Raw genomic sequence first — 25000 nt, 5'->3', positions numbered from 1 at the left:
ATGGGCGGGTGCGCGACGCAGTCACGGCGGCCCGGCGGGTCGTTGTCAAGATCGGGTCCTCCTCGTTGACCACCCCCGACGGCGGGCTGGACGACGGGCGGGTCGACGCGCTTGTCGACGCCCTCGGCCGGCGTGGTGCCGACGGCCGCGAGGTGGTGCTGGTCTCCTCCGGCGCGATCGCCGCCGGCCTCGCCCCACTCGGCCTGCCCCGGCGACCGCGTGACCTGGCCACCCAGCAGGCCGCCGCGAGCGTCGGCCAGGGCCTGCTGATCGGGCGGTACGCGGCTGCCTTCGCCCGGCACGGCCGCACCGTCGGCCAGGTACTGCTCACCGTCGACGACGTGACCCGGCGGGCCCACTACCGCAACGCGTACCGCACCCTGCGCAAGCTGCTCGACCTGCGGGCGGTGCCGATCGTCAACGAGAACGACACGGTCGCCACCGAGGAGATCCGGTTCGGCGACAACGACCGGCTGGCCGCCTTGGTCGCCGCGCTCGTCGACGCCGACCTGCTGGTGCTCCTCTCCGACGTCGACGCGCTCTGGACCGGCGACCCGACCCGACCCAACTCCCGCCGCATCGCCGAGGTACGCGACGAGACGGACCTGGCCGGTGTCGAGATCGGCGGCACCGGCCGCGCCGGGGTCGGCACCGGCGGCATGGTGACGAAGGTCGAGGCGGCCCGGATCGCCACCGGCTTCGGCATCCCGGTGGTGCTCACCTCCGCCGGCCAGGCGGCTGCCGCGCTGGCTGGGGAGCCGGTCGGCACCTTCTTCCACCCGAGCCTCCGACGCCCCGCCGCCCGGCTGTTCTGGCTCGCCCACGCCACCGCCCCCAGGGGCCGGCTGCACCTCGACCCCGGGGCGGTCGCTGCCGTGGTGGGCCGACGGAAGTCCCTGCTACCGGCCGGGATCACCGCCGTCGACGGGGCGTTCACCGCAGGCGACCCGGTCGACCTCGTCGACACCTCGGGCGCACCGGTGGCCCGAGGACTCGTGAACTACGACGCGATCGAGCTGCCCGGCCTGCTCGGGCGCTCCACCGCCGACCTTGCCGCGGCGCTCGGCCCGGCGTACGAACGAGAGGTCGTCCACCGCGACGACCTGGTGCTGCTGTGAACTGCCCCGAACCGGGCCGACATCTGAGGAGTGGGACATGAGCGTGAGCGAGCAGGCCCGTCGGGCGCGAACGGCGGCGGAGACGCTTGCCGTCGCGACGCGTACCGCCAAGGACGCCGCGCTGCACGCGATGGCCGACGCGCTCGTGGCGCGTACGCCGGAGATCCTGGCCGCGAACGGCGCGGACCTGGCGGCCGGACGCGACGCCGGGCTGAGCGCGGCCGTGCTGGACCGGCTCGCCCTCGACGAGGGGCGGATGGCCGGCATCGCCGACGCGCTGCGCCAGATGGCCGCGTTGCCCGACCCGGTGGGCGAGGTGGTCCGCGGCTCGACCCTGCCCAACGGGCTGGAGCTGCGGCAGATCCGGGTGCCGTTCGGCGTGGTCGGCGTCATCTACGAGGGTCGGCCAAACGTGACAGTGGACGCCGCCGGGATCTGCCTGAAGGCCGGCAACGCGGCGCTGCTGCGCGGTTCCTCCTCGGCCGCGCACTCCAATGCCGCCCTGGTCGCGGTGCTGCGGGACGCACTCGGCGAGGCCGGTCTGCCGGCAGACGCGGTGCAGCTTGTCGACGCCAGCACCCGCGACTCGGTCAAGGAGCTGATGCGGGCCCGGGGGTTTGTCGACGTGCTGATCCCGCGCGGCGGCGCGTCGCTGATCCGCACCGTGGTCGAGGAGTCGACGGTGCCGGTGATCGAGACCGGGGTGGGCAACTGCCACGTCTACGTGGACGCCGCCGCCGACGTGTCAATGGCGGTCGCGATCACCCTGAACGCGAAGACGCAACGCCTGTCCACCTGCAACACCGCCGAGTCGCTGCTGGTGCACGCCGACATCGCGGACGCTTTCCTGCCTGCTGCGCTTGCCGCGTTCGCCGAGGCCGGGGTGACAGTGCACGGCGACGCGCGGGTCGCGGCGTACTCCGACGCCGTGGTCCCGGCCACCGACGAGGACTTCGGCACCGAGTACCTCGCCGCGGACATCTCCGCCGCCGTCGTCGACTCACTCGACGCGGCGGTCACGCACATCCGGCGGTACGGCAGCGGCCACACCGAGGCGATCGTCACCGACTCGCAGTCGGCCGCCCGGGAGTTCGTGGCCCGGGTCGACTCGGCGGCCGTGATGGTCAACGCCTCCACCCGGTTCACCGACGGCGGCGAGTTCGGCTTCGGTGCCGAGATCGGCATCTCCACCCAGAAGCTGCACGCCCGCGGCCCCATGGGCCTCCCCGAACTGACAAGCACCAAGTACGTAGTGACCGGCACCGGCCACCTCCGCCCCTAACCCACCCCCACCCGCGCCGCCCGGGCCGCCCTCCGCGATCTTGCACTTCCGGTCGCCGATACGGACCTATTGCCCCACTTTGCAGAGGCAGTAACTGCAAGATCGCGGAGGACGGGGGCGAGGGCGGGAGGGCGGGGGCGGGGCGGGGGATTAGCGGAAGGCGCGGATGACGGAGAGGGTGGCGTGTACGTCGAACTGGTGGCCGTCGTCGCTGCTCCAGCCGCCGTCGCTGCGCTGTGTCTCGGTGAGCCGGCGTCGGGCGGCGACGAGCGTCCACTCCTGATGGTCGACGCCCACCCGGCGCAGCGTCACGGCGAGCCAGGCGGCGTCGGCCGCCGACGCCTGCGGTAGCCGCTCCGCCAGCACCGCCTTGATCTGCGCCGACTCGTAGAACATCTGCTGCCGGTGCAGGACGGCCGCGCTGAGCCAACCGGCGGCCAGGAAGGACGGCCAACTACCGTCCGGGCGCAGTTGGGCGGCGAGCGCCTGGCTGGCGGCGTACACCACCCCGGCGTACGCCCCGCCGACCCGGTGATCCAACGGCCCGGCGGCCCGCGCGTCCAGCCCGGCCACGGTGAGCCAGAAGGCCGCGTTGGCGGTCAGGTACAGCCGGGCCTCCGGGTCGCCCGGACGCGCCCACTCCGGTGCGGAGTCCGCGAGGGCCTGGTCCTCCTCCCAGCAGCCGTCACGCTGCTGACCGGCGGCAAGCCAGTCCAGCGCTCGTCGGGCGCTCGGGCGGCTCAGCGCCCCCAGGTCGTCAAGTTCGGCGAGGCGGAAGCAGGTCGCGTCGACCGAGGCGACCTCCTCGCCCCAGGAGGCCGGCCAGCCGCCGCCGAGCGTCTGCCCGACCTCGGCGCTGTCGAGCACCTCCGGCGGTGGCTGCGTGCCCGTGCGCAACCAGGACAGGCGGGCACGCTCCACCGCGTCCCCGTGAGCCACCACGAACCCGATCGCGGCGTCGATGTCGACCACGGCGGCCACGCTACCGGCGCAAACGCGATCCCGCCTCAGGAGGACGGATAGGTGAGATCCGACCGACGGCAGGGTGGCGGCGAGGGGCCCCTCCCCCATGGACGTGGTGGAGGGGCCCCTCGGCCGCGGATCAGTACGCGGGCAGCGAGGGATCGATCTGCTTGATCCAGGAGAGCACGCCGCCCTGCACGTGCACCGCGTCGCGGAAACCGGCCGCCTTCAACGCGGCAAGCGCCTCCGCGGAGCGGACACCGGACTTGCAGTGCAGCACGATCTGCCGGTCCTGCGGGAGCTTGGACAGCGCGTCACCGGAGAGGATCTCCCCCTTGGGGATCAGGGTGGCCCCGGGGATCCGGACGATCTCGTACTCGGCCGGCTCCCGGACGTCGACGAGGAAGATGTCCTTGCCGGCGTCCTGCCACTCCTTCAGCTCGGACGCGGTGATCGTCGCGTCGACCACCGCCTCCTGGGCTTCCACCGACACCGCACCGCAGAAGTCCTCGTAGTCCTCCATCAGATCGGTGAGGGTCGGGTTCTCGCCGCAGAGCACGCAGTTCGGGTCCTTGCGGACCTTGATCTTGCGGTAGCTCATCTCCAAGGCGTCGTAGACCATCAACCGGCCGACAAGCGGCTCGCCGATGCCGGCGAGCAGCTTGATCGCCTCGTTGACCTGGATCGAGCCGATCGAGGCGCAGAGCACACCGAGGACGCCGCCCTCGGCGCAGGAGGGGACCATGCCCGGCGGCGGGGGCTCCGGGTAGAGGCAGCGGTAGCAGGGGCCGTGCTCGGCCCAGAACACCGAAGCCTGGCCGTCGAACCGGTAGATCGACCCCCAGACGTACGGCTTGCCGAGCAGCACCGCCGCGTCGTTGACCATGTACCGGGTGGCGAAGTTGTCGGTGCCGTCGACGATCAGGTCGTACTCGGCGAAGATCTCGCGGACGTTGTCCCGGTCCAGCGCGGTGTTGTGGATCTCGACGTTCACCAGCGGGTTGATCTCGCGGATGCTCGCCGCGGCCGACTCGGCCTTGGACCGGCCGATGTCGGAGACGCCGTGGATGATCTGGCGCTGGAGGTTGGACTCGTCGACGGTGTCGAAGTCGATGATCCCCAGGGTGCCGACCCCCGCCGCGGCCAGGTACATCAGGGCGGGAGAGCCGAGACCACCGGCGCCGACACACAGCACCCGGGCGTTCTTCAGCCGCTTCTGCCCGGTGACCCCGACGTCGGGGATGATCAGGTGGCGCGAGTAGCGGCGGATCTCGTCAACGGTCAGCTCGGCGGCGGGTTCGACGAGCGGGGGCAGCGACACGGTGGACTCCCCGGGATCGATGTGGTGGACAACCGGGCCATTGTCGCTCGCCGACGTGCCCATCGACCATGAGCAGCGACACGTCGCCCGTTATGCGGGAGCGGGAATACCCGACGGGCCGGTAACGCTGGCCGCCGCGATCAGCCGATCAGCTCACCGGCGTGCCGACGCCCGTCGAGAATCGGCCAGGCGTTCGGCAGGCAGCCGTCCAGGCCGTACGTCTGCTGCTGCATGACCGGTGCCGGGGCCCCCGGCACCGGACACGCCTCGTGCCCCTCCCCGAACTCGTGCCCGACCTCATGGTTGATCACGTACGCCCGGTAGACCTCCAGCGGTGCGCCGTAGTCCGGCACCGCCTCCAGCCAGCGGGCCAGGTTGATGATCACCTGCCCGGGCAGCCGGCACGAGGTGTAGCCCTCCGTGCTCAGTCCTCCCTCGGCACACATCGCCTCCGAGGTACGCGGGGTGGCCAGGTAGACGGTGAAGTCCGCCGGTTCCGCCTCGGCGACCCGCTGCACGCGCAGTTGGCCCGTGCCGATCCAGCTGCGCGGATCGGCCAGCACCACGTCCACTTCGGCGGCGAAGGCGGCCGGATCCTGGCCGGCGCCCTCTTCCACGGCGACCCGGTAGCGGGCCACCGGACCGGCCTCGCCCTGCACGGGCGACTCGTCACCGGCCACCGTGAAGCTGCCGGCGCCCACCCACGGGTACCGGGCCGGCCCGGCCCGCTCGTCGCCGCCCGCCCCGTACGCGATCCGGTCGCCGAAGCCCTGCTCCGGCTCGGCCACCCGCTGACCGGCCCGCCCCAGCAGCACCGCTGCGGTGGCGGCCAGCACCAGCACCATGCCCAGGGTCACGGCCGTCCGGTGCGGTACTACAGGTCGGGGGTGACGAACTCCGGGCCCAGGTGGATCTTCCGGGCGATCAAAACCGCGCCAAAGGGGTGAAGAGGGCATGACGCCATGGTCGCACTCTATTCCGGCACATCACCGCATTTTTGTCGGCCGGCTGTCGCTCAGAGTGGCGGACCCGCGTACCGCCGGCCGTCCAGGTACGGCCACGGATTGGCGACGCACCCCTTGAGGAAGAGGGTCTGCTGCATCATCACGGGCGCCGGCTCGCCACGCCCCGGGCATCGCTCGTGCCGGTTACCCAACTCGTGGCCGACCTCATGATTGATCACGTACGTCCGGTAGAGCGACAGCGGCACGTCCGCCTCGACGAAGTGCGGCACCGACAGCCGCCACCGGTCCAGGTTGATGATCACCTTTCCGGGCGCACGGCAGGAGGTGTACGGCCTGCCACCGACCCGGATGTCCACACCCCCGGCAGCACACATCCGGCCCGCCGTACCGGCCGTGGCCAGGTAGACGGTGAAGTCGTGACGAGCGGTGCCGTCGACCTGCCGCAACCGCAGCCGCCCGCTGTCCACCCAACTGCCCGGACCGGCCAGCGCCGTCCGCACCGCCAGGGCGAACTCGCCCGCGTCCACGCCGGAGCCCGACTCCACAGCCACCCGGTACCGCCGGACACCGCCCGCGGTGCCCAGCACCGGGCCGGTTCCGTCGTCGTAGCCGAACCGACCCGGGCCGCGCGACGGAATCGAACCCGGCTCCTGCAGGACCGGCACCTCGGGCGACGGGGACACGGCCACCGGCGACGACGTCGGCGACTCCACTGGTGTCGGGGACGGCGGCGTCACGGCCGGCGCTGAGGCCACCCGGGCGACCTCCTCGGCCGCCCCCGAGCCCATACCGGCGCCACCGGCCACCATCGCCACCGCAGCGCCAACGGCGGCCACCAGCACCGCCACCCGGATCAGCCCACCCGGCCCGGACCGCCGTCGCCGCCCCCGGCCACCGGCCGGCCCGGTCCGGTCCGCCGCCCGATCGTGGTCGGCGCCCCTCCGTCGGCTGGCGTGACGGCCAGCGGAGCGCGCCGATCGACGACGGTTACCAGGGCTGTGCACCCGGTCATCCTGCCAGGTCCGCCCGGCGGGCGGGTTCCCCCGTCTCGGCGAGCAGCCCCAGCACGGCCCGGGCCACCAGACGCGGCACCTCCAGTTGGGCCACGTGACCGACACCATTGATCATCAAAAGTCGGCTGTCCGGGATCACCCGGGCGGTCTGCGGCGCCACCCGCACGTCGACCAGCCGGTCCTGCCGTCCCCCGATGACAAGCGACGGGGCACGGACCGTACCCGCCATCCGCCACAGCGACCCCGACCCCGGCAGGTACGACCGCACGAAGCTGGACACCAGACCCCGGAAGGTACGCACATAAGCCGCCGCGTAGTGCTCCGCCTCGTAGCGGACCCGGATCTCCTCAAGCGCCTCGCGTCGTCGCTGGTCGCAGATCCGGCTGAGATCGGCCACGCACGCCTCCATCACCTGCTGGGCCATCACCTCCGGCGTCAGTTGGGCCAGCCGCCAGGCGGCCACCCGTTCGCTGCGGGGGATCGCCAGCAGCGGCAGCATCCGCCCCTGCAACGACCGGCGGAAGTCCAGGAACGGCAGGGCCGGCGAGACCAGGGTCAGCGTCCGGACCAGATCCGGCCGGAGCGCGGCCACCCGCACCGAGATCGCGCCGCCGAGCGAGTTGCCGAACAGGTGCACCGGCCCACGATCGGAGTACTCGATCCAGCGGATCACCCGCTCCGCGAAGACCGGCACGGTGTACCGCCGGCCCGGCTCGCTCCGACCGAAGCCGGGCAGGTCGATCGCCTGACCGTCCAGCCGGTCGGCGAGCAGCCCCGCCAGGTCGGTCCAGTTCTGCGACGAGCCGCCCAGGCCGTGCACGTACAGCGCCGGCTCGGCGTCCGGGCTGGTGGCCGGCGTTTGCCGGACGTAGGTGACAGCCCCGTCGAGTCGTACCTCGCGCCCCGGCCAGGGCGGTGGGACCGAGTGGGCGGGCAACAGCCGTTCGGGCCAGAGGGTGGCAGGCTTCACCGTTCCAGTCTGCCTGGAACGGTTCACGCCAGCAGCGCCTCCAGTCGACGGTTGACCGCGGCCAGGGTCGCCCGCACCACCGCCTGTCGTGGATCGCCGGCCACCAGGGCGGAACCGGCCAACTGTTCGACCCACCCGTCGCAGACCAGCAGCACCACGACGGTGGCCACCTCACAGTTGCCGAAGGGCACCACCGCCGCGTGCTCCACGAAGCATCGTCCACGTTCCGCCGTGGGGACGGCGGCGTAGAGCAGCTCGTCGATGGCGGCCGCCGCCGCGACGCCACACAGTCGCAGCACGAACCCGTCCACCGCTGGCCCGGTGGCGTGCCCGGACGCGTTCTGGTCGCCCGCGACCAGCCGGACCTCAACGGTGGCGTCGAGCCCGAACGTGCTCACCTGGACGTGGTCGAGGACCACCCGGGGGCCCGGCACGCCGCCGGTGTCCAGCGGTCGCGACGGCGCGGACTCGGTGGTGGTGAGTTGCCCGCCGGAATAGGAGGCGCCCAACGTCACCGGACTGCCCGACGCACCCGACTCGTCCACGACCGCCCGACCCCGGTTCGGCGTCGGTGACTGCCGGCGTCGCCGGATGGTCTCCGGCACCGTCTCCGGCCGGCTCGGGGAAGTCTCCGTCCGGGTGCCGCCGGGGCGGGCGGACGGACGCCGTGGCTCGGCCACCGGACGGGTCTCCGTCGCCTCGCTCCGACCCTCCGGGGAGCGGCGACGCACCGGCCCGGCGGGGACGCCGGGCAGGCCGCGCGGTGCCGCCGCCAACCCCATCCGTTCCTGCAACAGGCGGGCGACCTGCCGGCTCACCTCGGCCGGGTCGGCCCCGTCAGCAAGGTCGAGGCGCAGGCTGTGAGCCCCAGCGGGGGTACGCCGCAGGGCAGCGTCGCGGACGCCCTCGACGCCTCGGACAGCCGCGAGGATGGCGTTGACGTCGAAGCCCTCCGGCCGGTCCCGCAGCGGGGCCGGCTCGTCCTCACGGCGCAGATGGGTGGCGATCCGGGCGAGTTCCGGGGTTTCGGCGGGTGGCTCCACAGCTGGCGGCTCCGGCACGACGGGCACGTCCGGTTCGGCGGGGACGCGCTGCGGCAACACCGCCGTGGTGCTGTCCCGCGGACGGTCACCGGCCGGCTCGGTCGGCGGGACCGGATCCGGCGCGGAGCGGCGTGCCGCGTAGGGGGCTGCACCCGTCGGGACGGGCGCAGAGGGAGTGCGGTCACGGCGGCCGGGCTCACCTGTGACCTGGTCGGTCGGGGCCGCCCCGGCGGTCGGACCCGGCGGGGCGGTCGGGGCCGGCGGGGCGGGAGCCGAGGCGGGCGCGGATGTCGGCTCGTCTGGAACCGGCCGCAACCGGAACGGTCGATACCCGGGCGGGTCGGCGGCCGACCGGGCCTCGGTGACCTGTGGCGTCGGGCCGGGCTCGGGTGTCTCCGGCCGGCCCGGCGGGTCAGGAGGAGCGCTTGTGGTGAGGGGGGCCGGCCGGCTGCTGGCCGGTGGCGCGCTCGTCGGGTCGACGGCACCGGACGGCGCGCCGGCCGGTGGAGAACTGGCCGGACGCAGCGCCCACGGCAGGCGCTCGTCTGTCGGTTGGCCGCCGGACCGGTTCCCCCACGGCGGAGGCTCCTCGTGTCGCGTACCCCAGGGCAGGCCCTCGCTCGCCGGTGCGCCACTGACCGGCGGCAACGCCCACGACGGACGCTCCTCGGTCGGCGGCACCTCGGCGGCGCGTGCCCAGGACGGGCGCTCCTCGGCGGGCGGCACCTCGGGCGTACGCGCCCATGACGGACGCGGCTGGACCGGGGCGGCGTCTGTCGGACCGCCGCTGACCGGCGGCAACGCCCAGGACGGACGTTCCTCGGTAGGCGGGAGGTCGGCCGAGCGAGCCCACGAGGGACGCGGCTGGGCCGGTGGTGCGCTCGTCGGATCGACGGCCGTCGGCTGGTCGGTCGGCTCGGACGCGGTGGGTGACTGCCCTTCCGGGGTGGGCTCGCCGTCCCTGCGCGGTTCGTACGGGCGGGGCCGCTCGGCACGTACCGGCTCGTACGGGCGGGTCGGCTCGGCGCGTACCGGTTCGTACGGGCGGCTGGGCTCACTCGCCCAGTTCCGGGCCGGCACCTCGCCGGACCGGCGATCGGCGGGATCACTCTCGTCGCGCGCCCACGGCGGTGCCCAGTCACTGGCCGGGCCGGGCTGTGCCCAACTGGGCCGGTCCGCGTCCGGGCCGTCTCCGGACCATTCCGCGGTCGGCGCGTGCAGACCGGGTGGCATCTCGAAGCCGGAGGCGGCGGTGCCGACCGGCGGCACCTGCATGGCCGGGGGTGACGAGGTCGGTAGACCGGGACCGGAGGTGATCGGCTGCTCACCGGATGGGACCGGGCGGGGCGCCGGTACGACGAGCCGGTCCTTGCCGGGGTCCTGGCCCGGCCCGGGCAGGCCGGGCGGCGCACTGACCGGGGCGTGCCGCCCGGCGGGCGACTGGTCCGCGACGGGGCTGCCGTTCACCTGGTGGCCGTTGACGTGGTTGCCGTTGACCCGGGCGGGCCGCTCGGGCTCCGCCTGCTCACCGACGGGAGCGGGCAGGTCGGCGTGGCGTGACGAGGCGGTGGCCCAACCGGACGGAGACTCGAACCTGGGGCTGGTTGTGCCGGAACCCGGCACCACCTCCGGACCCCACGACCAGTCGGTCGGCGGCGGGGCCCACCCGTTGCCGGAACGGGCCAGGTCATCGCGCTGACCCGTCCCGTCACCGTGCTCTCCCGGGGTGGCGGCACCGGGTTGCCCTGTTTCACTCACCGCGCGCTCCTTGGTCGCCCCCGCTGAGGCTACCGTGTGGCGACAGTGGCGATAAGTTACAGCGGCGGGCCAATTCCGCGAGGGGCTGCGAGGCCCCGACCGGTTCGGGTGAAATGCCGGCCCGTACGACAACCTCGGAGGTTCCCATGACCGCTGTGGGGAACGGCGCCCAGACCGCCGGCCGACCCACGCGCCTGCCCCGTTCGGCGCGCCGTAAGCAGCTACTCGCCGCTGCTCAGGAGGTGTTCGTCGCGCAGGGCTACCATGCTGCGGCCATGGACGACATCGCCGAGCGGGCCGGGGTCTCCAAGCCGGTGCTGTATCAGCACTTCCCCGGCAAGATGGAGCTGTATCTCGCGCTGCTCGACACGCACTGTGACGCGATCGTCGCCAAGGTGCACGACGCCATGGCGAGCACTACCGACAACAAGGAGCGGGTCAGCGCGTCGGTGCGGGCGTACTTCGACTTCGTCGACCACGAGAGCGAAGCCTTCCGGCTGGTCTTCGAGTCGGATCTGCGCAACGAGCCGGCCGTGCGGCAGCGCGTGGAGCGGGTCGAGCAGGGCTGTATCGCGGCGATCACCGACACGATCATCTCCGACACCGGGGTCAGCCGGGCCCGCGCCGAACTGCTCGCTTCGGGCCTGGTGGGCGCGGCCGAGACCGCCGCGCAGTTCTGGTTGGCCGGTGGCCGTCAGGTGCCCAAGGCCGAGGCCGAGGCGCTGGTCGCGGCGCTGTCCTGGCGGGGCATCGCCAGCTTCCCCCTGCAAGGTGAGTCAGCCTGAACTTCGACCTCGTGATCGGATAGCCTTCGCTGGGCGGCCATTCCGCCCGATGGAGGAGGCACAGTGGAGGTCAAGATCGGCGTGCAGTACGCGCCGCGCGAGCTGGTCCTGGAGAGCGCACAGTCGCCGGCCGAGATCGAGCGGATCGTGACCGACGCCGTCGCCAGGGGCGAGGGCACTCTCTCCCTGACCGACGAGAAGGGCCGGCGGATCATCGTGCCGGTCGGCAAGGTCGCCTACGTCGAGATCGCCGAGGCGTCCCCGCGGGCTGTCGGTTTCACCGTCCGCTGACGCAGGGCGAGGGCCGGCGGCGCGACCGGCGGTCCCGCTCAGTTGTTGAGCCCGGCGGCGGCCATCCGCGCGGTGTGCGCGGCGGTCAGCCGCCGGAACAATTCGGCCACGTCCACCTGACCGCTCGCGGCGATCAGCGCGGTGAGCGCACCGTGGTCGGCGGCGGCGACCCGGCCCGCCTGTGAGAGCGCCTCGCCGACCAGACGTCGGGCCCACATCGACAGCCGGCCCGCCACTCTCGGATCGGTCTCGATGGCGAGCCGGATCTCGGTGGCGGCGAACTCCGCGTACCGCGACTCGTGCAGCACGTCGAGGACCAGTTGGCGGTCGGGCTCCCCCAGCGCGACGGCGATCTCCCGGAGAAAGTCGTCGGTGATCGCGTCACCGACGTACGCCTTGGTGACCGCCTCCGCCCAGTCCCGCGGTTCGGTCGAGTCGTGGTACGCCTGCAGTGGTGTGACGTACGCCGCCATCGCGTCGTCGGGCAGCACCCCGAGCACGGTGAGCCGGTCGGCCACCCGCCGATAGTTGGCGATCTCGGCGGCGGCCATCTCACTCAGCGCGGCCCGGCGACGCAGGTCGGGCGCGAGCCGGGCGTCGGCCGCCATCCGGTCGAAAGCGAGCAGTTCACCCAGGGCCACCAGGCCGAGCAGGTCGGTGACGGCGTGGCCGGGTGGGGTGGGGGCGGACACCAGCGCAGGCTACCGTCCGCCGGCAGCGTCGACCGGCCCGCGAGGCCCACCCGGGAACCGTCAAATGTGAGACAGGTCACATGCAAACCTTTGCGTCGGCGCTCGTCGCCTCGGAATCGAGACGCTGTTTGGCCCGTTCAGGTAGCATGGAGCAGTTGCCGTAGGTGCCGATCCCGGGCGGAGCTCAACTCCGATCCGGTCGAAACGACCCACCGGCGCGCGTGCGGCCCGGTCCGCTCGGCTTTCTGCCGCCGACCGTGTGGCCCGCGTCATACCGAACGCGCCCTGAGGACATGACGGGGCGCACCCACGAGAGGGCACCCCCAAATCCACATGAGTGAGCCGATTCAAGAACTGATCGAGGGCCAGGAACTGGTCCCGACCGCCCCGGTCCGACCGGAGGCACCGACCTTCGCGGATCTCGGCGCCCGCGCCGAGACCGTCGACGCGCTGGCTGCGGCCGGCATCACCCGCGCCTTCGCCATCCAGGAGTACGCGCTACCGATCGCGCTGCGCGGGGCCGACCTGATCGGGCAGGCCCCGACCGGCACCGGCAAGACGCTGGGCTTCGGCGTACCGCTGCTGGAGCGGGTCTTCGCACCGGACGAGGGCGGCGACGGACTGCCGCAGGCCCTCGTCGTCGTACCCACCCGCGAGCTGGGCATCCAGGTTGCCAAGGACATCGCCGCGGCCAGCCGGACCCGGGGCGTACGCGTGCTGCCGATCTACGGCGGCGTCGCGTACGAACCGCAGATCGAGGCGTTGCGCAAGGGCGTGGAGATCCTCGTCGGCACGCCGGGCCGCCTGCTCGACCTCGCCAAGCAGAAGCACCTGCGCCTGCACGGGGTACGCGCCCTGGTGCTGGACGAGGCCGACCGGATGCTCGACCTCGGCTTCCTCGACGACGTCGAGCGGATCCTGGCGATGCTGCCGGAGGACCGGCAGACGATGCTCTTCAGCGCGACCATGCCGGACCCGATCGTGACGCTCTCCCGGCGCTTCCTGCGCCACCCGATCACGATCCACGCGGGGCACACGGCCGAGACCGGTCCCTCGCCGCAGACCGAGCAACTCGTCTACCGCACCCACTCGATGAACAAGATCGAGATCGTGGCCCGGATCCTCCAGGCCGAGAGTCGTGGCCTGACCATCATCTTCACCCGGACCAAGCGGGCCGCCGACCGGGTCGCCGAGGACCTGGACTTCCGTGGCTTCGCGGTCGCGGCGGTGCACGGCGACCTCGGGCAGGGCGCCCGCGAGCGGGCCCTGCGGGCCTTCCGGGCTGGGAAGATCGACACTCTGGTCGCCACCGACGTGGCGGCTCGGGGCATCGACGTGAGCGGCGTCACCCACGTGATCAACTATGACTGCCCGGAGGACCAGGACACCTACACCCACCGGATCGGCCGCACCGGCCGGGCCGGCGCGAGCGGTGTCGCGGTGACCTTCGTCGACTGGGACGACATGCCCCGCTGGCGGATCATCGACAAGACACTCGGCCTGGACATGCCCGAGCCGCCGGAGACGTACCACACCTCTCCGCATCTCTACACCGACCTGCACATCTCCACCGAGATCACCGGCACCCTGCCGACCGCCGAGCGCACCCGCGCCGGGTTGGCCGCCGAGGTCGAGGAAGACCTGGGCGGTGGCCGGCCCCGCCGGGGCGAGCCACGCGGCACCCGCCGTCGGGGTCGTGGCGAGAGCGGCCGGAGCGAGGGTGGCCGTGGGCGCGGCGACGGTGGGCGCCGGCAGGACGGCGCCGACGCCACGCCCGATGAGGCCGCCGGGAGCGCCGCCGAGGACGGCACCCGTACCCCTCGACGTCGCCGGCGTCGCCGGGCCGGCGAGGCGGTGGCGGGCACCGAGTCCGCCGCGACCCCCGTCGACGGCACCCCGGTCGAGGCGGCCACCGGCCGCAGCGAGGACACCGCCGGTGAGGCGGCCGGCCGGCCGCGCCGTCGCCGTCGCCGTCGTGGTGCCGCGTCCGGCAGCGGTACGCCGGCCGAAGCGACAACCGACTGACGTCGTACCGCCCGAGGCGGCGGCGAAGGGCCAGTTCGCTGGACCGACCTGCCGCCCCCGGGCGGTACGTCATGTCCGGCCCCTTTGCTCTGCTTCACTGCACGCACCGGTTCCCAACCGAAACCGGTGCGTCGGTTGAGGCAGAGCTGACGGGTGGCAGCGCGGTCGGCGGCCGGCCGCTGACCGCCGGATGACGATGCCGTCCGGCCGTCCCTGGAAGATGGAGCGATGCCCGAACCACTGGACTCCGCCCTGGCCGAGGTCCGCTCGATGCTGCTCGGACCGGCCCTCACCCGAGCCGTGGCGGCCGGACGGCGGCGCGGCCAGCGTCCCTCGATGGTCCGGGCCGAGCTGCGGCCGGTCGCCCTCAAGACCGGTCAACGGTTGCAGATCTCGACCTCCGACGGGGCCCGGCCACACACCCGGAACCTGCCCCCCGGCCCGGAGGCCGACGCGGCAGTGGAGGCGCTGCTGGCCGAGCCGTTCGGCAACTGGCACGTGGAGACCGCGGACGCCACCCTGCAACTGCGGGTCACCAAATCGGGCGAGGCACAGGTGCACCGCGGCGCGGCGACCCGGCCGACCGGCCCGGTGGCAGCGTCCGGGCACGACCGGGCCAAGGAGTACCTGCTCGACCCGGGTGATCCGCTCTTCGCCGCGATCGGCGGCTCGGCGGCCAAGCGACGGCAGGTGGACGCCTTCCTCCGGGCGCTGACCGCCACGCTGCCCGACGATCTGGCCGGGCAGTTGGACCGCCCGCTACGGGTGGTGGACCTCGGCTGCGGCAACGCCTACCTGACCTTCGCCGCGTACCGCTACCTGTCCCGGTCCGGCCTCGACGTCGAACTGGTCGGTGTGGACGTACGCGACGACCAGCGCCGCCGCAACACCGAACTGGCCGAGCAGCTGGGCTGGGCCGACCGGGTGCGGTTCGTCGCCGGCACGATCGCCGACGCGGCCGTCGGACCACCACCGGACCTGGTGCTCGCGCTGCACGCCTGCGACACCGCCACCGACGAGGCGCTGGCCCGGGCGGTGGGCTGGCACGCCCGCTGGGTGCTCGCCGCGCCCTGCTGCCACCACGACATAGCGGCGCAACTGCGCAACCGGCCGACGCCGGCGCCGTACGACCTGCTCACCCGGCAGGGCATCCTGCGGGAGCGCTTCGCGGACGTCCTCACCGACGCGCTGCGGGCCGGGCTGCTGCGGCTGCACGGTTACCGGGCCGAGGTGGTCGAGTTCGTCGACTCCGCACACACTCCGCGGAACCTGCTCATCCGGGCCCGCCGCACCGGCGCCGACCCGACCGCCGCCCAGCGCGCTGAGTACCGGGACCTGACCGCCGAGTGGCAGCTCACGCCCCGGCTGGAGACTCTGCTCACGCAGCCACCGCCGACGATGTGACGGATTCGCGTCCCGCCACCCGACATCGTCTGGTCAATCAGTCAATTGCTCGATGCCGTCGGCGTACTACTCTCGAAGGGCGCACCGTGGGGTGCCGGTCGGGAGGGAAGACCCACCGGATGGGTTCGGCAGAGGTTTCGCCGCAGATGGCCTTCGCGCGTTTCGTGCGCCGTGCCATCGACGACGCCCGCGAGGAGCGCGGCTGGACTGTCACCGACCTGGCCGCCCACACCGGCGTCGGTCGCTCGACGGTCTTCCGCTGGCTGGCCGGTGACTGGCAGGACTACCCCGAACTGGCAAAGGTCCGCGGTTTCTGCGCCGCACTCGATCTGCCGGTGGCGGCGGCCTTCCGCGCGCTCGGCCTGCCCGACGCCGGCCCCGGGTCGTGGCGACGCGGCGACGAGGGCCCGGTGGAGGCCGACGTGCGGGTGATCCTGCAACGGTTGGCGGACCCGGCGGTGCCGGCCGAGGAGAAGCACCACATCCGCGACCTGCTGCGCTACCTGGCCCGACGGCCGATCCGCCGACCCGCCGACCCCACCACCACCCCGATGCGCCGGACGGCAGGCTGACAGCGCCTACGGCACGGAGACCGTGAACTCTGCCGTGCGTACCGCTCCCCCGGTCGCGAAGTCCAGATAGAGGCGGTACCGCCCGGGTCCCGGGGTGGTGAGCCAGAACCGGATCGTCCCGTCGATCAGCTCCGGCTCCGGGTGCACGTGCAGGTAGCCGAGGTCGCCTTCGCGCAGCGCGACGAGGTGTCCGTACGCACCGAGGTAACGCTCCAGCGCCGGGGCCCCGCCGTCCGCTCCGGCGATCCGGAAGCTGACCGGCACGGTGAGCCCGGGCTGGGGAGCACCCTGGTAATCGACGGTGAGTCCGTCGACAGTGCTCGTGGTCGACGCGGTGGGCAGGTCACGGGGCGTGTAGTCGCCGGGCGCGACCAGGTCCACCCCGAGCGTCGTCGCCGTCTGCCTGCCGTCGTCGGCGAGGGCTGTGAAATCGGCGTACGCCCGCCAGACGCCCGGCGACGGCAGCGTCAGCGGCACCGACCAGGTGCCGTCCTCGGCCATTGTCGGGTGCAGGTGCTGGTATCCGGACAGGTCCCGACGCACCACGATCACGTGCATCGGCTTGTCGTGCACGACCGCGAACCGGGTGACCGCCCGACGCTGCCGGTCCCGGATCTGGAACCGCAGCTCACCGGCCTGCCCGGCGGTGAACTCGGCGGCCAGCGGGGTCAGCGTGTAACCGTCGCGGCTGACCGCCAGGCCACCGGCCTCGGCCGCCGCGTCCTGGTCGGCACCGTGCGAGTGCGCGCCGAGACCCGGGGCATGGGTGTGGTCGGCAAGCGCGCTGTCCGTCCCGCCCGCCGCCGAGGCGCCACCGCCGCCGTTGATCCGCCCGAGCCCGAATCCGAGCAGCACCGCCAGGACGAGCCCGCCGACCACCAGGGCCAGCCGCAGCGTGGCCCGATCCGGTGTAGCCGAGGCCACACCGGGGCCCTGGCCGGCCGGAGCCACGCCGGGGCCCGCCGCCTGCCGCTCGGCGGTACGCACCGACCCGAGCGTGGGCGCGTCGGGTGCCTGGTCAGCCATGCGCCCACCGTACCGCCGTCAGTTCGGCCACCCGCCGACCCCGCACCCACCCGTCCCCGGCACGCCCCGGGTACCGGGCACGGCTGAGGGGACTGTCACCGAAGCAGGAGCGTCCCGGCCCGGGTACTACGCCGCGAGGGCGAGGGCCAACGGGAGGACGGCTCGTGCACCGGCGCGGCGGAGTTCCCGGGCCGCCATCGTCATGGTCCAGCCGGAGTCGACGAGGTCGTCCACCAGCAGCACCGGACCATCCAGGTCGGCGACGGCGGCGGCGAGGTCGCCGGGGACGGTGAGGGTGCCGTGCAGGGCGCGTACCCGCTGGGCGCTGTTGCCGCGCGGACCGTCCGCGGCCACCGAACCGGCGGAGACCACCTGGCCCAGCAGCGGCAGCCGACCGACCGCGGCGATCCGCTCGGCCAGCGAACCGACGAGCGCCGGGCGGTTCCGGGAGCTGACCGAGACCACGCCGGCCGGGCGATCCGGCCAGGGGTCGTCACCGTGTGCCCACGCCTTGAGCACCTCGACGACCGCTGCGGCCACGTCGTCGGGCACCGGACCGTCCGACGCGCCCGGCCCGACCAGGCCCCGCAGCCGACCACCCCAGCCGAGGTCCGACAGCCGGCCGACAGCCCGGCCCGGCAGCGCCTGCTCCGCCGGGGCGATGCGCCCCTTCAGCGGTACGCCCACCGACTCCAGCCCGGTCGGCCAGAGCTTCTTCGGCGCGATCTGGACCCCGGGTCGGCCGAGGAAGGTCTGCGCGGCGGTGAGCGCGGCAGGTGACACCTCGGGCGGGAACAGCGGCTCGGCGCACCTGTCGCACCGGCCGCAGTTGACAGCTTCCGCATCGTCGAGGCATTCGCGCAGGTAGCGCATCCGGCAGCCGGTCGTCGCGGCGTACTCGATCATGGCTTGTTGTTCGGTGGTGCGGGCGGCGGCGACGCGGCGCAGCCGGGCCTCGTCGTAGGTCCAGGGTTCGCCGGTGGCGAGCCAGCCGCCGCGTACCCGGCGGACCGCGCCGTCCACGTCGAGCACCTTGAGCATCAGCTCCAGCCGAGCCCGGCGCAGGTCCACCACGGGTTCCAGCGCCTGCGTCGACAGCGGCCGGTCGGTGTGCAGGGCCGCCAGCACCGCGCGGACCTGTTCCTCCGGCGGGAAGGCCAACGAGGCGAAGTACCGCCAGATGGCCGCGTCCTCGGCACCGGGCAGCAACAGCACCTCGGCGTGCTCGACGGCCCGCCCGGCCCGCCCCACCTGCTGGTAGTACGCGATAGGGGACGGCGGCGCGCCGAGGTGCACGACGAAGCCGAGATCCGGTTTGTCGAACCCCATGCCGAGCGCACTCGTGGCGACCAGGGCTTTGATCTTGTTGTCCAGCAGGTCCTGCTCGGCGGCGCGGCGGTCGGCGTCCTCGGCCTGCCCGGTGTACGCGGCCACCGCCCAGCCGCGCGAGCGGAGGAACTCGGCGGTCTCGGTCGCCGAGGCCACGGTCAACGTGTAGACGATGCCGGAGCCGGGGAGCCGGTCCAGGTGGTCGGCGAGCCAACCGAGCCGGTGCGCCGGGCTCGGCAGGTCGAGCACACCCAGCCGTAGCGACTCCCGGTCCAGGCTGCCGCGCAGCACCAGGACGTCCGGGCGCGGCCCGGTCGCGGCTGCCGGTTCGGTGCCCAACTGCTCGGCAACGTCCCGGGTCACCCGGGCGTTGGCGGTGGCTGTCGTCGCGAGCACCGGGGTGCGGTCGGGCAGGTTGCCGAGGAAGGTACGCAGCCGGCGGTAGTCCGGCCGGAAGTCGTGCCCCCAGTCCGACACGCAGTGCGCCTCGTCGACCACCAGCAGACCGGTGGTGGCGGCGAGCCTCGGCAGCACGCCGTCCCGGAAGTCCGGGTTGTTGAGCCGCTCCGGACTGATCAGCAACACGTCCACAGCGCCCGCGTGGATCTCGGCGGTGATCTCCTCCCACTCGTCCAGGTTCGCCGAGTTGATGGTGCGGGCCCGGATCCCGGCCCGGGCCGCCGCGTCGACCTGGTTCCGCATCAACGCCAGCAGCGGCGAGACGATCACGGTCGGGCCGGTGGGTCCGGCCCCGGCACCCCGGCCGTCGCGGTCGCGCAACAGCGCTGTCGCCACGAAGTACACAGCCGACTTGCCCCACCCGGTGCGCTGCACGCAGAGCACCCGTCGCCGGTCCACCACCAGCGCCTCGATCGCCCGCCACTGGTCCTCGCGGAGCCGGGCCTGCGCGCCGGCCAGCCGCCGCAGCACCGCCTCGGCCCGCTGCCGTACCGCCGTCCGTTCCTGGCTCATCCGACGTTTCTACCAGCGCCGCGACGGCAGAGCCGGACCGCGGCCGGGAGTGTGTTCTACCATTCCCGTTCGATCCCGGAGAAAGAGACGAGATGACTCAGCGAACCGGCACCACCGCCACGACCCGGCGTCTCGCGGCCGTGGCCGCCGCCCTGCTGGCCGCGACAATGGTGGCCGGCTGCGACGACGAGGCCACCCCGGAGGCGGCTCCACCGCCACCGGACCCGAAGCAGGAGTTGCTGGCGGCCGTGCCGGGTGAACAGGACCCGGCCTTCCGCTTCACCACGAGCGACGCCTCGGGTGACGTCTCGGGTGTGGTCGATCCGACGAACCGGGGCATGGACATCGACACCGTCACCAAGGACAAGGACTTCACCCTGGAGATGTCCTTCCGGATGGTCGAGTCACGCACCTGGATGAAGGTGAACTTCAAGGGCGCCAAGGACATCCAGAAGCTGATGAAGCTGCCCACCAAGTGGATGGCGCTGGACCCGGCGAAGATCGAGGGCCCGGACTCGCTGCCCACCTACGAGGGCACTGATCCGGGCAACGCCGACGCGATCATCCGCGCGGCCACCGACGTCCAGGCCGGCGAGCCCGGGACGTACACCGGAGTGGTGGACCTGTCCGCCGCGCCCGAGCTGGCTGACGCTCTGGAGGGCGTGGCCGCGCTCGGTGACGCTGCCGGGCAGCTACCGCTCAGCGCGGTGGTCGGCGCGGACGGCAACCTGTCCTCGCTGACGCTGGAGATCCCGGCCGCCGGCAAGAAGAAGGCGTCCGAGTACGTGGTCGAGTACTTCGATTTCGGCGCCGCTCCCGAGGTTGTCGCGTTCACCGACGCGCAGGCCCAGCAGGCTCCCTCCGCCGCGTACGACCTGCTCAACGGCTGACCGTCCGCGTCTCGACCAGGTGGTTCGCGGCCCGTCCGACCCCGGTCGGTGACACGAACCTCCTGATCGACGCGGCACCACGGCCCGGTCAGCGACCGAGCACCGACCCGCCGTTCACCCCGAGCACCTGGCCGGTTACGTAGCCGGCGGCGGGGCTGGCCAGGTACCGCACCGACTCGGCGACGTCGTCCGGCACCCCGGCCCGTCCGACAAGGGTCGCCGCCACCCGCTGCGCGTGGCCCTCCGGGGTCATCCGGCCGACGAAGAACTCGGTCTCCGCGACGTAGCCCGGGCTTACCACGTTCACCGTGATCTGGTCCGGTCCGAGCTGGGCCGCCAGGCTGTACGCCCAGCCGTGCAGCGCCGCCTTCGCCGCCGAGTACGCGTCGCCGCCACCGCGCTGCGCGGCGATCGAGCTGATCAGGATCACCCGTCCGCCGGGCCGCCGCAGTGCCGGCCGCAACGCCTCGGTGAGCAGCACCGCGGTGAGCACGTTGGTGTCCAGGGTCGCCCGCCAGTTCGCGGCGATCCCGGCCAACGTGTCACTGTCCGCGCTGTGGTAGCCGCCGGCGTTGTTGACGACCACGTCGACCGGCCGCCCACCGACCGCCTCGACCACCTTCACCACCTGGTCGGGGTCGGTGAGGTCCGCCGTCACGGCCCGGATCGCTTCGGGACGGCCGGATTCGGCTCCGATCCGCTCGGCCGCCGCCGTGAGCACCTCCTCGCGCCGGCCCACGACGAGCACCGAGCACCCGTCCTCGATGAGCGCCCGCGCCACGGCCGCCCCGATGCCCGTACCGCCGCCGCTGACCACGGCCAACCGCTCACTCATGCTGTCCTCCCCATTACCGCCTGTCCCGCACGCGCCCGTCCGACCCGTCACGGCCGGGCCGTAGCGCGACGGTGACCAGCCGGATGCCCGGCTGGCCGGACCGAAGCGCCGGTCCGACCACCGATCATGAGGCTAGCGCGGCGGGACGGCACGCCGTTGTGCCGTCCCGCCGGCCTCACGATCAGCCCTGACGCCGGGAGCCGGGACGCAGGGAGTCGCGGAGCAGCGCCAGCCGAGGGGCGAGGCTGGCCAGGCCGCCGGGGAAGAAGTAGACGGCCAGGATGAAGACGGTGCCGAGCACGAACAGCGGCTGGGACAGTGGCCGGCTGAGGAACGCCGGCAACGCGTTCACCGCGTCGGAGGTGCCGAACGACACCAGTCGATGATCGAGGTACATGTAGAGGATGCCGCCGAGCACCGGGCCCCACCGGGTACCCGGCCCGCCGAGGACCACCATCACCAGCAGGGACAGGGTCAGCTCGCTGCTGGTGATGTGCGGCGAGGCACCGCCGACGATCAGGCAGTAGACCACTCCGCCGGCCGACGCGAGACCGCCGGCCAGGGTGAAGGCGACGAGCTTGAACCGGTACGGATCCAGCCCGAGCACGCCGATGCGACGCTCGTCGTCGCGCAGTCCGGCCAGCACCCGACCGGTAGGTGAGCCGCTGACCCGGTGCACCACGAACACCACCACCACGAGGTACGCCAGCGCCAGCCAGTACAGGTTGACCGTGTTGGCGACCCCGACCAGCCCGTCCGGCAGCCCGGCGACGTCCAGCGGCAGTCCCTCCTCACCACCGGTGAGGCCGCCGAAGTCCCGAGCCACCAGGATCGCCCCGACCTGCGCGAACGCCAGCGTCACCATGGCGAAGGCAATGCCGACGGTACGCAGCGCCACCGCGCCGAGCAGGCCGGCGAGAATCGTGCCACCGACGATTGCCAGCGGCGCGGCCTGCCACAACGGCAGCCCGGCCCGGGTGATCAGGATGTCGGTGCCGTAGACACCTGCGGCGAAGTAGAGGGCGTGGCCGAAGGAGAGCATCCCGGTGCGCCCGAACAGCAGGTCGTAACCGGCCGCCAGACCACCGAAGACCAGACACACGGCGAGCAGTTGCAGAGTGCCCGGCGAGTTCAGCGCACCCTCGAAGATGCCCGGCAGATGCAACGTCGAGTACGGCAGGATCACCGCCACCGCCAGCGCGACGAGCGGCAGGAACGGGCAGACCCGGCCCCAGCGGCCCGGTTCCTCGGTCAACTCGTCGGGCACCGCAGCCGGCGGTGCCGGAACCTCGGGACTCTTGACCTCGGTCATGCCGTAACCGCCTTTCCGGCGATGCCCTGCGGGCGCAGCAGCAGCACCACGGCCAGCAGTGCCACCACGCAGATGTCACCCAGCCCGGAGGTGCCGTAGTAGTTGACGAACTGTTGCAGCAGCCCGACCGCGACCGCCGCGTACGCGGACCCGACCACCGAGCCCATGCCGCCGATGACCACCACGATGAACGCGAAGATCAGCAGCGAGCCGCCCTGCTGCGGCGAGACCGTGCCGAAGTAGACGCTGCCCAGCGCCCCGGCCAACGCCGCCGCCGCCCCGCCGATGGCGAAGACCAGGGTGAACGCCTTGCGCACGTCGATGCCCAGCGCGGTCACCATCTCCCGGTTCTCCACCCCGGCCCGGATGATCAGGCCGTAGCGGGTCCAGCGGAGGAAGGCGAGAATCGCACCGAGTACCAGCGTCGCGGCGACGATCAGCAGCAGCCCTCCGTTGGGCACCTGCGCGCCGAATATCGAGGTCACCTCGCGGGTCCACGCCGGGCGCGGGAACGGTCGGGCGTCCGCACCCCAGGTGGCCTGCAACAGCGCCACGCCGGCGAGCGACAGACCGACGGTGACAAGGACCTGCTCGATGGTGCGCGAGTAGAGCGGCCGGATCAGCACCAGCTCGACCAGGACCGCCATCAGCGTGCCGGCGGCCACCCCGAAGGCGACCGCGACCACGAAGCCGAGGCCGTCGGGGCCGGCGCCGGGCAGGTTGCCCGCAGCCCACCAGGTGGCGTACGCGCCGACGCCGAGGAAGAGCCCGTGGGCGAAGTTGAGCACGTCGGCCAGGCCGAAGACCAGCGACAGTCCGGAGGCGACCAGGAAGTAGAGGGCTGCCAGCCCGAGACCGGTGAGCGTCAACAGAATGATCGCGTCCATCAGCTACCGTCCTCCGGGGCCGACGCGGCGGCGGCCGGCTGGCCGGCGGTCTTGTGGTCGGCGACCGGCCCGGCGGGCTGGTGGCCCTCCGCCGAGCCGACGCCGAGCAGGGACCGGGTCAGCGCGGTCTCCAACAGCAACTCCTGGGCGTCACCGGTCCAGGCGACCCGGCCGGCGGCGAGCACCACCGCGTCGCGGGCGAGCCGCCGGACCACCGCCAGGTTCTGCTCGACAAGCAGCACCGGCACCGACTCCGCGACCCGTTCCAGCACCTCGGCCACCTCGGTCACCACCTTCGGTGCCAACCCCTTGGTCGGCTCGTCGACAAGCAGCAGTCGGTTGTCGTTGAGCAGCACCCGACCGATGGCGAGCATCTGCTGCTGCCCACCGGAGAGCGAGCCGGCCCGCTGCCGGGACCGCCGGTCCAGCTCGGGAAAGAGCGCGAACACCCGGTCGTACGCCGGAGTGGTGCCGCGCCGCTCGGCGAGCCGCAGGTTCTCCGCGACGGTGAGGCCGGCGAAGACGCAGCGGTCCTCCGGGACGTAGCCGAGCCCACCGCGGACCAGCCGGTGGGTCCGCTGGGACAGCAGGCTCTGCGCACCCATCCGGACCGTGCCGCGCACCTCGCCGTTACGCGGGGTCAGCCCCACGACGGCGCGCAGCGTGGTGGTCTTGCCGACCCCGTTGCGGCCGAGCAGCACGGTGACCCCGGTCGGCGCCACAGTGAACGACACTCCCTGAAGGATGTGCAGCCCGGCGATCCGGACCGACAGATCCTCCACGGTCAATACCGGTTCGCTCACAGCGACTCCCCGAGATAGGCCTCTTGTACTGTCGGGTTGGCCATCACCGTCTCCGGTGTGTCGCAGGCCAGCAGCGCGCCGTGGTGCATCACGGCGATCCGGTCGGCCAGTTCGAGGATCACGTCCATGTGGTGCTCGACCATCAGCACCGCCCGGCCGCTGTCGCCGGTCAACGAGCGGATCACCTGGACCAGCTCCGGCACGTCCTCGGCGCTGACCCCGGCCATCGGCTCGTCGAGCAGCATCACCCGTGGCTCGCCGGCGAGCAGCAGGGCGATCTCCAGCTTCCGCTTCTCGCCGTGGGCGAGGGTGCCGGCCAGCGCCGTACCCCGGTGGGCCAGGCCGACCCGGTCGAGCGCCGCGTCGGCGGCGGCGGCGACCTCCCGGTCGGCCGCCGCCCGCCGCCACAACTTCAGCGAACCCCCGCGGTGTGCCTGCACGGCGAGCCGGACGTTCTCCCGCACGCTCAGCGAGCCGAAGACCGAGGACGCCTGGAAGGTACGGCCCAGGCCCAGCCGGGCCCGCCGGTACGGCGGCAGGTCGGAGATGTCCTGCCCGTCCAGGGTGACCCGACCTTCGGTGGCCCGGCGCAGGCCGGTGATCAGGTTGAACAGTGAGGTCTTGCCGGCACCGTTGGGGCCGATCACGCCGAGGAACTCCCCGGGTGCCAGGTCCAGGTAGACGGAGTCGACGATGGAGACCTCACCGATCCGCCAGGTCAGACCGCGGGTGGCGAGCATCTCC

The 25000-nt window shown here is 73.0% G+C and carries 22 protein-coding genes; 8 read left to right on the top strand and 14 right to left on the bottom strand.

What is annotated here, in order from left to right; translation table 11 throughout:
* Positions 1-8 precede the first annotated feature (8 nt).
* Together proB and CLT74_RS25160 are read left to right on the top strand one after the other, a co-directional pair.
* The gene (gene proB / locus CLT74_RS25165; RefSeq protein WP_199172260.1) at positions 9-1118 is read left to right on the top strand and encodes a glutamate 5-kinase; all 1110 of its coding nucleotides are present in this window, start codon (positions 9-11) and stop codon (positions 1116-1118) included.
* Positions 1119-1155: 37 nt separating this feature from the next.
* A complete protein-coding gene (locus CLT74_RS25160) occupies positions 1156-2400 on the top strand; it encodes a glutamate-5-semialdehyde dehydrogenase (RefSeq protein ID WP_099849506.1) in 1245 nt (414 codons plus the stop codon).
* Between the two features lie 150 nt (positions 2401-2550).
* Here the strand turns inward: CLT74_RS25160 and CLT74_RS25155 are convergent, their stop codons facing one another.
* The 6 genes from CLT74_RS25155 to CLT74_RS25130 form a co-directional block, all read right to left on the bottom strand.
* Positions 2551-3471 carry a squalene--hopene cyclase gene (locus CLT74_RS25155; RefSeq protein WP_099849504.1) on the bottom strand — a complete coding sequence of 307 codons (921 nt, stop codon included), beginning with the start codon at positions 3469-3471 and terminating at the stop codon, positions 2551-2553.
* A 31-nt stretch (positions 3472-3502) separates the two neighbouring features.
* The gene (gene moeZ / locus CLT74_RS25150) at positions 3503-4684 is read right to left on the bottom strand and encodes an adenylyltransferase/sulfurtransferase MoeZ (protein ID WP_099852883.1); all 1182 of its coding nucleotides are present in this window, start codon (positions 4682-4684) and stop codon (positions 3503-3505) included.
* A gap of 140 nt (positions 4685-4824) precedes the next feature.
* Positions 4825-5541 (bottom strand): DUF3152 domain-containing protein, encoded by a 717-nt coding sequence (locus CLT74_RS25145; protein ID WP_486582570.1) that lies wholly within the window; start codon positions 5539-5541, stop codon positions 4825-4827.
* A 158-nt stretch (positions 5542-5699) separates the two neighbouring features.
* The gene (locus CLT74_RS25140) at positions 5700-6497 is read right to left on the bottom strand and encodes a DUF3152 domain-containing protein (RefSeq protein WP_486582569.1); all 798 of its coding nucleotides are present in this window, start codon (positions 6495-6497) and stop codon (positions 5700-5702) included.
* Positions 6498-6657: 160 nt separating this feature from the next.
* On the bottom strand, positions 6658-7632 hold the full coding sequence (locus CLT74_RS25135) for an alpha/beta hydrolase (RefSeq protein ID WP_099849497.1): 975 nt from the start codon (positions 7630-7632) through the stop codon (positions 6658-6660).
* A 23-nt stretch (positions 7633-7655) separates the two neighbouring features.
* Positions 7656-10433, bottom strand: a complete 2778-nt coding sequence (locus tag CLT74_RS25130) for a hypothetical protein (protein WP_099849494.1) — start codon at positions 10431-10433, stop codon at positions 7656-7658.
* Positions 10434-10579: 146 nt separating this feature from the next.
* Between CLT74_RS25130 and CLT74_RS25125 the strand changes: the two genes are divergently transcribed.
* Entirely contained in the window at positions 10580-11218 is a 639-nt protein-coding gene (locus tag CLT74_RS25125) for a TetR/AcrR family transcriptional regulator (RefSeq protein WP_099849492.1), read from the top strand.
* A gap of 63 nt (positions 11219-11281) precedes the next feature.
* Positions 11282-11509 carry a DUF3107 domain-containing protein gene (locus CLT74_RS25120; protein ID WP_099849490.1) on the top strand — a complete coding sequence of 76 codons (228 nt, stop codon included), beginning with the start codon at positions 11282-11284 and terminating at the stop codon, positions 11507-11509.
* Between the two features lie 38 nt (positions 11510-11547).
* Here CLT74_RS25120 and CLT74_RS25115 read toward each other — a convergent pair whose 3' ends face one another.
* The gene (locus tag CLT74_RS25115; RefSeq protein WP_099849488.1) at positions 11548-12201 is read right to left on the bottom strand and encodes a ferritin-like fold-containing protein; all 654 of its coding nucleotides are present in this window, start codon (positions 12199-12201) and stop codon (positions 11548-11550) included.
* 333 nt (positions 12202-12534) lie between these two features.
* On the opposite strand from CLT74_RS25115, the gene CLT74_RS25110 reads away from it, so the two are divergent.
* The 3 genes from CLT74_RS25110 to CLT74_RS25100 all read left to right on the top strand — a co-directional run bounded on the left by CLT74_RS25110 (position 12535) and on the right by CLT74_RS25100 (position 16202).
* Complete coding sequence (locus tag CLT74_RS25110; RefSeq protein ID WP_099849486.1) at positions 12535-14226, top strand: DEAD/DEAH box helicase; 1692 nt, start codon at positions 12535-12537, stop codon at positions 14224-14226.
* Positions 14227-14454: 228 nt separating this feature from the next.
* Entirely contained in the window at positions 14455-15630 is a 1176-nt protein-coding gene (locus CLT74_RS25105; protein ID WP_099849483.1) for a class I SAM-dependent methyltransferase, read from the top strand.
* A gap of 119 nt (positions 15631-15749) precedes the next feature.
* A complete protein-coding gene (locus CLT74_RS25100) occupies positions 15750-16202 on the top strand; it encodes a helix-turn-helix domain-containing protein (protein WP_099849480.1) in 453 nt (150 codons plus the stop codon).
* A 6-nt stretch (positions 16203-16208) separates the two neighbouring features.
* Here the strand turns inward: CLT74_RS25100 and CLT74_RS25095 are convergent, their stop codons facing one another.
* Both CLT74_RS25095 and CLT74_RS25090 read right to left on the bottom strand, forming a co-directional pair.
* The gene (locus CLT74_RS25095; protein WP_486582568.1) at positions 16209-17228 is read right to left on the bottom strand and encodes a hypothetical protein; all 1020 of its coding nucleotides are present in this window, start codon (positions 17226-17228) and stop codon (positions 16209-16211) included.
* 126 nt (positions 17229-17354) lie between these two features.
* On the bottom strand, positions 17355-19529 hold the full coding sequence (locus CLT74_RS25090; protein WP_099849478.1) for a DEAD/DEAH box helicase: 2175 nt from the start codon (positions 19527-19529) through the stop codon (positions 17355-17357).
* A gap of 92 nt (positions 19530-19621) precedes the next feature.
* On the opposite strand from CLT74_RS25090, the gene CLT74_RS25085 reads away from it, so the two are divergent.
* Positions 19622-20419, top strand: a complete 798-nt coding sequence (locus tag CLT74_RS25085) for a hypothetical protein (RefSeq protein ID WP_099849475.1) — start codon at positions 19622-19624, stop codon at positions 20417-20419.
* A gap of 88 nt (positions 20420-20507) precedes the next feature.
* On the opposite strand, the gene CLT74_RS25080 is transcribed toward CLT74_RS25085, so the two are convergent.
* The 5 genes from CLT74_RS25080 to CLT74_RS25060 form a co-directional block, all read right to left on the bottom strand.
* A complete protein-coding gene (locus CLT74_RS25080) occupies positions 20508-21254 on the bottom strand; it encodes an SDR family oxidoreductase (RefSeq protein WP_099849472.1) in 747 nt (248 codons plus the stop codon).
* Positions 21255-21435: 181 nt separating this feature from the next.
* Positions 21436-22566 carry a branched-chain amino acid ABC transporter permease gene (locus CLT74_RS25075; RefSeq protein ID WP_099849470.1) on the bottom strand — a complete coding sequence of 377 codons (1131 nt, stop codon included), beginning with the start codon at positions 22564-22566 and terminating at the stop codon, positions 21436-21438.
* A complete protein-coding gene (locus tag CLT74_RS25070; RefSeq protein ID WP_099849468.1) occupies positions 22563-23453 on the bottom strand; it encodes a branched-chain amino acid ABC transporter permease in 891 nt (296 codons plus the stop codon). Before CLT74_RS25070 ends, CLT74_RS25075 begins: the two co-directional genes overlap by 4 nt.
* Positions 23453-24256 (bottom strand): branched-chain amino acid ABC transporter ATP-binding protein, encoded by an 804-nt coding sequence (locus CLT74_RS25065; RefSeq protein ID WP_486582567.1) that lies wholly within the window; start codon positions 24254-24256, stop codon positions 23453-23455. Before CLT74_RS25065 ends, CLT74_RS25070 begins: the two co-directional genes overlap by 1 nt.
* Positions 24253-24996, bottom strand: coding sequence for an ABC transporter ATP-binding protein (locus CLT74_RS25060; RefSeq protein ID WP_099849466.1), 744 nt, complete (start codon positions 24994-24996; stop codon positions 24253-24255). The genes CLT74_RS25065 and CLT74_RS25060 overlap by 4 nt, the downstream gene beginning before the upstream one ends.
* Between the last annotated feature and the right edge of the window lie 4 nt (positions 24997-25000).

This window comes from Verrucosispora sp. CNZ293 (assembly GCF_002754655.1).
Note: the sequence above shows the minus strand (reverse complement) of the source record. Positions and strands in the feature narration are given on the sequence as shown.